Origin of the sequence: Paenibacillus sp. TAF43_2 (genome assembly GCF_052113545.1) — a bacterium.
In the GTDB taxonomy this organism is placed as follows: Bacteria; Bacillota; Bacilli; order Paenibacillales; family Paenibacillaceae; genus Pristimantibacillus.
In genome coordinates, this window is sequence record NZ_JBFRDK010000072.1 from 20,868 (window position 1) to 29,235 (window position 8,368).

7 protein-coding genes and 1 pseudogene are annotated in these 8,368 nt (G+C 44.9%); 7 read left to right on the forward strand and 1 reads right to left on the reverse strand.

Annotated features, from left to right (window positions below; genetic code table 11):
• Positions 1-96: 96 nt before the first annotated feature.
• Positions 97-759, forward strand: a pseudogene (locus AB4Z17_RS16795) (ABC transporter substrate-binding protein); the annotation flags it as partial.
• A gap of 197 nt (positions 760-956) precedes the next feature.
• Here AB4Z17_RS16795 and AB4Z17_RS16800 read toward each other — a convergent pair.
• Complete coding sequence (locus AB4Z17_RS16800) at positions 957-1,559, reverse strand: TetR/AcrR family transcriptional regulator (protein ID WP_441960955.1); 603 nt, start codon at positions 1,557-1,559, stop codon at positions 957-959.
• Between the two features lie 304 nt (positions 1,560-1,863).
• On the opposite strand from AB4Z17_RS16800, the gene AB4Z17_RS16805 reads away from it, so the two are divergent.
• The 6 genes from AB4Z17_RS16805 (at position 1,864) to AB4Z17_RS16830 (ending at position 7,957) form a co-directional block, all read left to right on the forward strand.
• Positions 1,864-3,309 carry a 4-hydroxyphenylacetate 3-hydroxylase family protein gene (locus tag AB4Z17_RS16805; protein WP_441910349.1) on the forward strand — a complete coding sequence of 482 codons (1,446 nt, stop codon included), beginning with the start codon at positions 1,864-1,866 and terminating at the stop codon, positions 3,307-3,309.
• 113 nt (positions 3,310-3,422) lie between these two features.
• The gene (gene ssuD / locus AB4Z17_RS16810) at positions 3,423-4,571 is read left to right on the forward strand and encodes an FMNH2-dependent alkanesulfonate monooxygenase (RefSeq protein WP_441960971.1); all 1,149 of its coding nucleotides are present in this window, start codon (positions 3,423-3,425) and stop codon (positions 4,569-4,571) included.
• A 53-nt stretch (positions 4,572-4,624) separates the two neighbouring features.
• Positions 4,625-5,404, forward strand: coding sequence for an ATP-binding cassette domain-containing protein (locus AB4Z17_RS16815; RefSeq protein WP_441960956.1), 780 nt, complete (start codon positions 4,625-4,627; stop codon positions 5,402-5,404).
• 12 nt (positions 5,405-5,416) lie between these two features.
• Positions 5,417-6,415, forward strand: a complete 999-nt coding sequence (locus AB4Z17_RS16820) for an aliphatic sulfonate ABC transporter substrate-binding protein (protein ID WP_441960958.1) — start codon at positions 5,417-5,419, stop codon at positions 6,413-6,415.
• A gap of 15 nt (positions 6,416-6,430) precedes the next feature.
• Positions 6,431-7,231, forward strand: coding sequence for an ABC transporter permease (locus AB4Z17_RS16825; RefSeq protein ID WP_441960960.1), 801 nt, complete (start codon positions 6,431-6,433; stop codon positions 7,229-7,231).
• 147 nt (positions 7,232-7,378) lie between these two features.
• Positions 7,379-7,957 (forward strand): TIGR00730 family Rossman fold protein, encoded by a 579-nt coding sequence (locus tag AB4Z17_RS16830; protein ID WP_441960961.1) that lies wholly within the window; start codon positions 7,379-7,381, stop codon positions 7,955-7,957.
• Positions 7,958-8,368: the final 411 nt, after the last annotated feature.

Here is an 8,368-nt window from a genome sequence, read left to right on the forward strand (position 1 = left end):
TACAGGTTAAGGAGAACAATGTAAGGTTATAAAAGATTGTTTTTCAAGATGAATTAATTTTTGAATCAGTTTTAGTCTGGCAGCTCAGATACGAATCAGAATCTGGAGCAGATTCTGGAATCAAAGCCGGATCTAATCCTGCTTCAACAGTATTTTACCGATCAGGCGGGGTACGATGAACTTAGTAAAATTGCTCCAACGCTTCCTTTTACTCCGGATGATTGGAAAACCAATATAACTGAAATCGGAAAAATATTGGGGCTGGAGGAAAAATCACAGGCGGTAATTCAGGCGTATGACGATAAAATAAATGAAGCTAAAGCAACGATATCTTCTGCAGTTGGTGCGGACAACAAGGTCGTCTTTATTCGTCCATCAGTCAAGGATCTGCAGGTGTTTTTCCCTAGCTTTAACAAACTGATCTATGAACAATTGGGTTTAGTTCCTGACACAAGTATTGCAGCGTTTCAGAAGGAATCATCCGATGATTGGGGAATGAATACGTCGCTGGAGAAGCTGCCTGCGATTACGGCAGATTACATATTTGCTATTTATGGTGGATCGATCGACACAGCGGAGGATTTCGCGAAAGAGGAAGCTGCTTCAGCGGAAGTTGAGAAGCTAAGTGTTTGGAAATCGATGCCTGCTGTCAAGGGAAATCATGTGTTCAAAGTATCGGCTAGACATTGGATGTCTTCGGGACTAATTGCGGAAGGCAGAGTCATTGACGATGTTGTGGCTGCGGTTACGAATAAATAATAAAAGGAGTCCCTCGAATCAAAGGCCGCTTCAATTGAAGCGGCCTTTGATTTTGTTGAACAGGCTCCGATCCCAGGACTTCATTATCCGCTGAACCATCATGTATTAGAGTTACTCTACGCTTTTCCTCATATCCATGAATCTTATTCCTTGTCTGGAGCTTCCTGCTATTCTAGTTTCCAGTTTGACCCCTGGTTCTACAACCCCATAGCTTTATCCGTGCCGAGCATGCTAATTCTTGTCAGCTGAAGAGCCATGTAATTAGCGCTGTATTTCATTCCGTTGTCATACCACTTCTCTACTACCCCAATAATAGAAGAGCAGAGATAATCCAATAGAACGTCCATGGGAATAAGCATCTTTTGTTCGAGCTTGAAATGGGAGATGATAATGAACTGGCTTTCTCTAATAACCTCCAGCATACGGCTTCGAACTGCATTATCCTCAATTCGCTTGAACATAATCGTGTAAAATCCTGCATGAGTTTGAAGATGATCGAACAACGTGACGAAATAAGGATGAGGACTGTCTATCGTATTAGAAAGTACGGAATGGCTTACTCTAGAGGCTTCTAGCTCGTCGGATAACAAGGTTAGCTTCTCTTCAATAACGGCATGAAGGAGATCGAATTTATCTTTGTAATGGGCATAAAAGGTTGATCGATTAATTTCGGCATGTTCCGTTAAATCGGCTACAGAAATATCGGGAAATCCTTTTACTCTTAGAAGGGAAACGAAAGCTTCCGTTATGACCTTCCGTGAGCGGATAATTCTCCGGTCTTCTTTCGATGGCTGCAGCATGGTTTTAACCTCCTTCAGATAACAAACAAAATGGTCATATATGTTGTTTAACCAACAAATAGAAGTCCATGTTTAAGCGAGCAATTTCCATGAATTTAATTCATACCAGTAATAAAAAGGTAGAATAGATATATTCTATTGTTGTTTGTTTTTGAGTAATCAAACATAGATCGTTGTTTTGTTGTTTAAAGGACATAAGAACTAAAACTGATGGTTGAAAACATTGAAGAAATTGGATAATATCACAACATGAATAAAAACATAGTATTCTTATCGGAAAAAGAAGTCAAGGAGAATCCGTTCAATGACAACGAGAGGTGAAAAGTTTCTAAAAAGCCTAAAGGATGGTCGGAAGATTTGGCTTGAAGGCCAAGCGGTGGATGATTTGCCCACACACCCCGCATTTCAAGGCACGCTCAAAACCATCACAGGACTATTTGATTTGCTGGATGATCCGCATCGCAGAGATGAAGTTGGATACTTGCAGCCATCATTAGGCCGATATGTTCACAGTTCGTTTCTAGTGCCTTATTCGAAGGAAGATATTTTAACAAGAAGCAAAGCTTTTACCTGTTGGGCGAAAGAAACAAATGGCATTATGAGCCGTTTATCCGATTACGGAAGGTCCATGATTACGGGATGGTACGCGGATAGAGCGGAAATCAGCAAGAGGGATTCGGGATTCCAAGCGAAGATCGAGAAGTATTACGAATCGGCCAGAGATAACGACTTGTTCCTTACGACGGCTATACTGGACCCGCAGATCGATCGTTCCCGTGAACTGAGCGATGAGCGTATTTCAGAAAGATTCCTTCATGTTGTGAAGGAAACGAGCGAAGGCATTATTGTGCGCGGAGCGAAAATGATTGCCACAGGAGCGCCGTATACTCACGATTTCATTATTTTCTCCTTTTTGCAGCTGAAGAAGGAGAACAAGGAGCATTCGCATGTACTCATTGTTCCGGCAAACTCGAAAGGGCTGCATATTGTTTGCCGGGAATCGTTCGCAGATTCGAGAGAAAAGGAACATATTTTGAGCTCCCGATATGAGGAAATGGACGCCGTGCTGTTTTTCGACGATGTTCTGATTCCGTGGGAACGCGTATTGCTTTATGGCGACTCAGAATCTGTATTGAGTCTGCGGAACAACAAAACGGCGAATTCGCTCGCTTTCCATCAAACGGTTGTGAGGTCCGTCGCAAAGCTTGAATTCGTAACAGGACTTGCTTTCGCAATATCGGAATCCATTGGGGTAACTGGCTTTCTACACATTCAGGAGAAGCTTGGCGAGCTGCTAACGCAAGTCGATACGATGCGCGCGCTGGTGATCGCTTCTGAGACAAAGTCTGCGCAAAATGCTTCGGGAGTTTGGTTGCCTGAGATTTCCTTCATCGATACGGCAAGGAATATTGGAACGAAGATTTATCCGAGAGCGATTGAGATTCTGCAGCAAGTCGGAGGAGGAGGGTTCGTTCAAACCCCGTCCAGTATGGAAGACTTCTATGGTCCGATCTCCAAATTCATGCATCTGTATTTCGAAGGCGCCTCTGTCAGCTCGGAGAAAAAGGTAAAGCTGTTCAAGCTGGCATGGGATTTAATCGGCAGTCCGCTCGGCTCGCGCCATGAATTGTATGAACGTTTCTACGCAGGCGATCCCGTTCGCTCGTACGCGAATCAGTATTTGAACACAAATAAAAGCAGTTATATCGATCCGATTTGGAAGCTATTACAGGAAACGAGCAAGGGATAGATGATCAAGATGATCAACCTATATCAAAATACAAGCCGATTAGACCACTAAAGGCACCTTTCTCCAGCTACATGGGACAGGTGTCTTTTCTATTTGAGAGGAGATTGAATATTTTGGAAGTTTTCTGGTTTATTCCCACACACGGCGACGGACATTTTCTAGGCACTAGCGAAGGTGCTAGAGCGGTTAACTACGCATACACCAAACAAATCGCTCAAGCAGCTGACGAGCTGGGTTTTGGCGGCGTACTTCTTCCGACGGRCCGCTCATGCGAGGATGCATGGGTTGTCGCTTCAACGTTAGTTCCTGCTACGGAGAAGCTGAAGTTTTTAGTTGCTGTAAGACCGGGCTTGATGTCTCCTACTTTGGCGGCAAGAATGGCGGCAACGTTGGATCGCTTCTCCAATGGGCGGCTGCTTATCAACGTTGTGACCGGCGGCGATAAGGCCGAGCTTGAAGGAGACGGTGTTTTCCTAGATCACTCCGACCGCTACGGTTTAACTGGTGAGTTTCTCGAAGTATGGAAACGAGTGCTGCAAGGAGAAGAAGTGGATTTAGAGGGAGACCATCTTAGCGTAAAGGGCGGGAGAGTGCTTTATCCTCCTCTTCAAGCTCCTTATCCGCCACTTTATTTTGGAGGATCTTCGGATGCCGCAATGGAGATAGCAGCTGACCACATCGATGTTTATCTGACATGGGGCGAGCCTCTGGAGCAGGTTGCTGAGAAAATGACCAAAATGAAGCGACTAGCGGAGGCTGCCGGAAGAACGATCAAGTTCGGAATAAGGCTGCATGTTATCGTACGCAGAACAGAAGCAGAAGCATGGCAAGCGGCGGATGAACTTATTTCACATGTCGATGATGAAACCATTGCGAGGGCTCAGTCCTCTTTTGCCAAGATGGATTCGGAGGGACAACGCCGGATGGCTGAGCTGCATGGAGGGGATCGAAGCAAGCTTGTGGTAAGTCCTAACCTATGGGCTGGGGTCGGATTGGTTCGCGGTGGAGCAGGCACTGCGCTTGTAGGAGATCCCGATCAGGTAGCCGCTCGCATGCTGGAGTATCAAGAGCTCGGCATTGAAACCTTCATTCTATCTGGATACCCTCACTTGGAGGAGGCATACCGGGTCGCGGAATTGTTGTTTCCGAAGCTTCCTTTGCAAAAGAAGGAGCAGGTGGATCAACCGCTCTTCATAAGTCCATTCGGCGAAATGATTGCCAATCAGATTATTCCGAAGAGTACAACGACCTCCTCGCGCTAAGCATGGCCGCTCTTTCGAATCTGGAGAAAAGAGAATATCAAGGAGGGTAGAGCGTGGAACAAACTACTTTAGGCAGCCATCTGCAAATCAAGAAAACGGCTAAGCGGTACGGAAATAAGCAGGTTCTACAAGAGGTGGAGCTTGAAGGAAAACCGGGGGAATTCATTGCCATCGTAGGAAGGAGCGGCTGCGGGAAAAGCACTTTGCTTCGATTGGTGGCGGGTCTTGAGAAGGCATCAGAAGGCAGCGTATATATCGACAGCGAGGAAATTGGGTTTATTCACCCGGATACTCGGGTTCTGTTCCAGGATGCTAGACTGCTCCCATGGAAAAGTGTACTGGAAAACGTCAGAGTCGGCGTTAAGGACGGAGTCATTCAGAAAGCGGAGAAAGCGCTCGAACAAGTGGGGCTAAGCAGTCGCGCTTCCGAGTGGCCCGGCGTGTTGTCCGGTGGGCAGCGCCAAAGGGTGGCGCTGGCTCGCGCATTAGCAGGGAATCCCAAGCTGCTGCTGCTTGACGAGCCGCTTGGCGCGCTGGATGCCTTAACTAGAATCGAAATGCAGCAATTAATAGAACGATTATGGACGGAGCAGAAATTTACGGCACTGCTGGTCACTCACGATGTTGCGGAAGCGGTGCAATTGGCGGATAGGGTTATTCTCATTGAGCACGGGAAGATCGCATTCGACGTTAGGATTACGTTGTCGCGACCGAGAGAGCATGACAGCGGCTTCGCCTATTACGAGAAATTAATTCTTGATCGTATTCTGACTAAAGAGAAACCCGAATCGCCAAACGGAAATATCGGTAAAAACGATAACTATACCATTTAAGGGGATATGAGCATGAGAATAGGAAAAGGCAAGCAAATCGCCTTCGCGATTGTTATGGTTTTGGTCATATTACAGTTGGCGGGCTGCGGCAACGGCACGTCGAAGGAAGCATCAGCAAGTGTTACGAAGATTAAGCTGGATTATGCTTATTATAATCCGGTTAGCCTTGTGCTGAAGGAGAAAGGTTTTTTGGAGGAGGCGCTTAAAGCAGATGGCATTCAGGTGGAATGGGTACTTAGCGCGGGAAGCAATAAGGCATTGGAGTATTTGAATAGCAAAAGCATAGATTTCGGCTCTACGGCAGGCGCCGCGGCATTATTAGGCAAAGCAAACGGAAATCCCATTAAGTCGATTTACGTTTATTCTACGCCGGAGTGGACAGCTCTTGTCACAAAAGCTGATTCTACAATCACCAAGGTGGAGGACTTGAAAGGCAAGAAGATCGCTGTTACCAAGGGGACGGACCCGTATATTTTCCTGCTGCGCATTCTGGATCAAGCGGGGCTGAGTGAAAAAGATGTAGAGCTCGTTCAACTGCAGCACGCGGATGGAAAAGCAGCTTTGGAAAAAGGTGAAGTCGATGCGTGGGCGGGATTAGATCCGTTTATGGCGCAGACCGAAGTCGAGCAGGGCTCCAAGCTCGTTATCCGCGACGCTTCCTTGAATACTTACGGGGTGCTTAATGTAAGAGAGTCGTTCGCGAGCGATAACCCGGAGTTGACGAAAAAAGTGATTGAAGCTTATGAACAAGCTCGGAAATGGGCCATCGGCAATGTAGAGGAATTCAAAAAAATCGTAAGCGAGCAATCCAARCAGACGCTGCCAGTCGTAGAAAAGGTGATCGAAAGAACCGATCTTTCTAATCCTGTTATCGGCGATACACAGAAGAAAGCCCTTAATGCAGCGGGTAGCGTCTTATTGAAGAGTGGAATTATTCCTGATAATACGGATGTTGCCAAAGTTGTAGATGAACTGATCGATTCGGAATACTTCACAAAGATCGCACAATAAACGGAGGTCATCGATTTGAAATTCACGGACAGTCGCATTTTTCAAATCGCTTTGGGATTCCTAGTTCCTATACTCCTACTCGGTGCATGGCAATATGCTTCCGTTACAGGATATGCAGCTCCCAATTTACTGCCGCCGCTTACCCGGATTTACGGTACCTTCACAGACCTGCTCACATCGGGCGAGCTGGGTGATCATTTATTTATTACATTGTACCGGGTATTCGCTGGTTTTGTTGCAGGTTTGGCAGTCGCGTTGGTACTAGGCATTCTAAACGGATACTTTCGGTTTTTCCGTTATTTGTTTGATCCGATGCTTCAAGCACTCAGAAATATTCCCTCTATGGCATGGGTTCCGCTATTTATTTTGTGGCTCGGTATTTACGAGACGTCGAAGATCACTCTTATTGCCATTGGTGTATTTTTCCMTGTCTATTTGAATTTGCTGACAGGCATTATAAATGTAGATCGCAAGCTGATCGAGGTAGGATGGGTACATGGGTACAAAGGCTTCCGATTAATCTGGCATTTTTTTCTGCCGGCTACGCTGCCTTCCTTGGTCGTTGGCATGAGAAGTGGGCTTAGCATGGGCTGGATGTTCGTCGTAGCAGCGGAAATTATGGGTGCCAGCAAAGGGCTCGGGTTTCTCATGACCGACGGTCAAACGACGGGACGTCCGGCAATTATAATGACAAGCTTAATTTTGTTTGCCATATTCGGCAAGCTAACCGATATGGGGATGGTTTGGATAGGTTCCAAGCTGCTGTATTGGCAAACCGATTTTGGAACAGGGAACGACAAAGCGCGTAATGGATGAGTTCATTGAAGGGCAGCTGAGAGCAGCTGTCCTTTTTTTTAATTTGAGAGGCGGTTTGTGAAATTCAGGATTACTAATTTGATTAATCGTCAATATATAGTATATTAGACTATGGAAATTATCAACATATAGTTTGGAGATGGGTTTATGAAATCAATTTGTATTTTTGCTGGATCAAATTTAGGGGAACATCACGATTATAAAGCGAAAGCTGCTGAGCTTGGTCATTACATGGCTAAAAAAAATTATCGATTAATCTATGGCGGATCTAAAATAGGTTTAATGGGTGAAATCGCTAATGCTGTCATGACTGGTGGCGGTGAAGTGATCGGAGTTATGCCTAAAGGATTGTTTAGAGGAGAAGTGGTGCATAGAGAATTAACTCAGTTAATAGAAGTAGAAAATATGCATGAACGCAAGGCTAAAATGAGTGAACTAGCTGATGGCTTCATTGCTTTGCCTGGCGGTTTTGGGACATATGAGGAGCTTTTCGAGGTTTTGTGCTGGTCACAGATTGGCATACATAAAAAGCCTGTAGGTATTCTAAACATTAGGAATTATTTTGATCCTTTTGTTCAATTGATTAATCATAGCATTAAAGAAGGGTTCTCCAATGATTCACATCTGAGTCTAATCAATGTTTCCAGTGAACCATTAGAACTTTTATATCAGTTGGAAAGCTATATTCCTCAAGCGCTAGAACAAAAATGGAAGCAGCTTAACTAGATGGAGGCGCCCGCCTTCGAACCTGCTGTCTGGAAAATGGAAAACCCGATCCAATGAGATCGGGTTTTTTGACTTTTTCTCGGAAATGCAAAGACTAATTAATATGTATATTAATCATTTTAGGAAGCCTGCACATCTGAAAAGTCATCACTATTCAAATTTACAAATAATTTAAGCGCTTATACTTAAAATAATTAATGAATTCGTTTTTCTTATAGGAACGGGGAGGAAAAGTGTGAAATAAGGAGAAAAATTTGAATTGGACAGGTAAATAGCTCTGAAATTCATAGAAAAATCCTTGGAAGTGATTGACAGGGCTTTCCTTACAGGATAAACTCTTTTTTGAAGATTAAAGCGTTTAAACTTTTATAGAGCGTAAATTCGAGCTGGAAGAGGGGGTGGAGCCAAGAG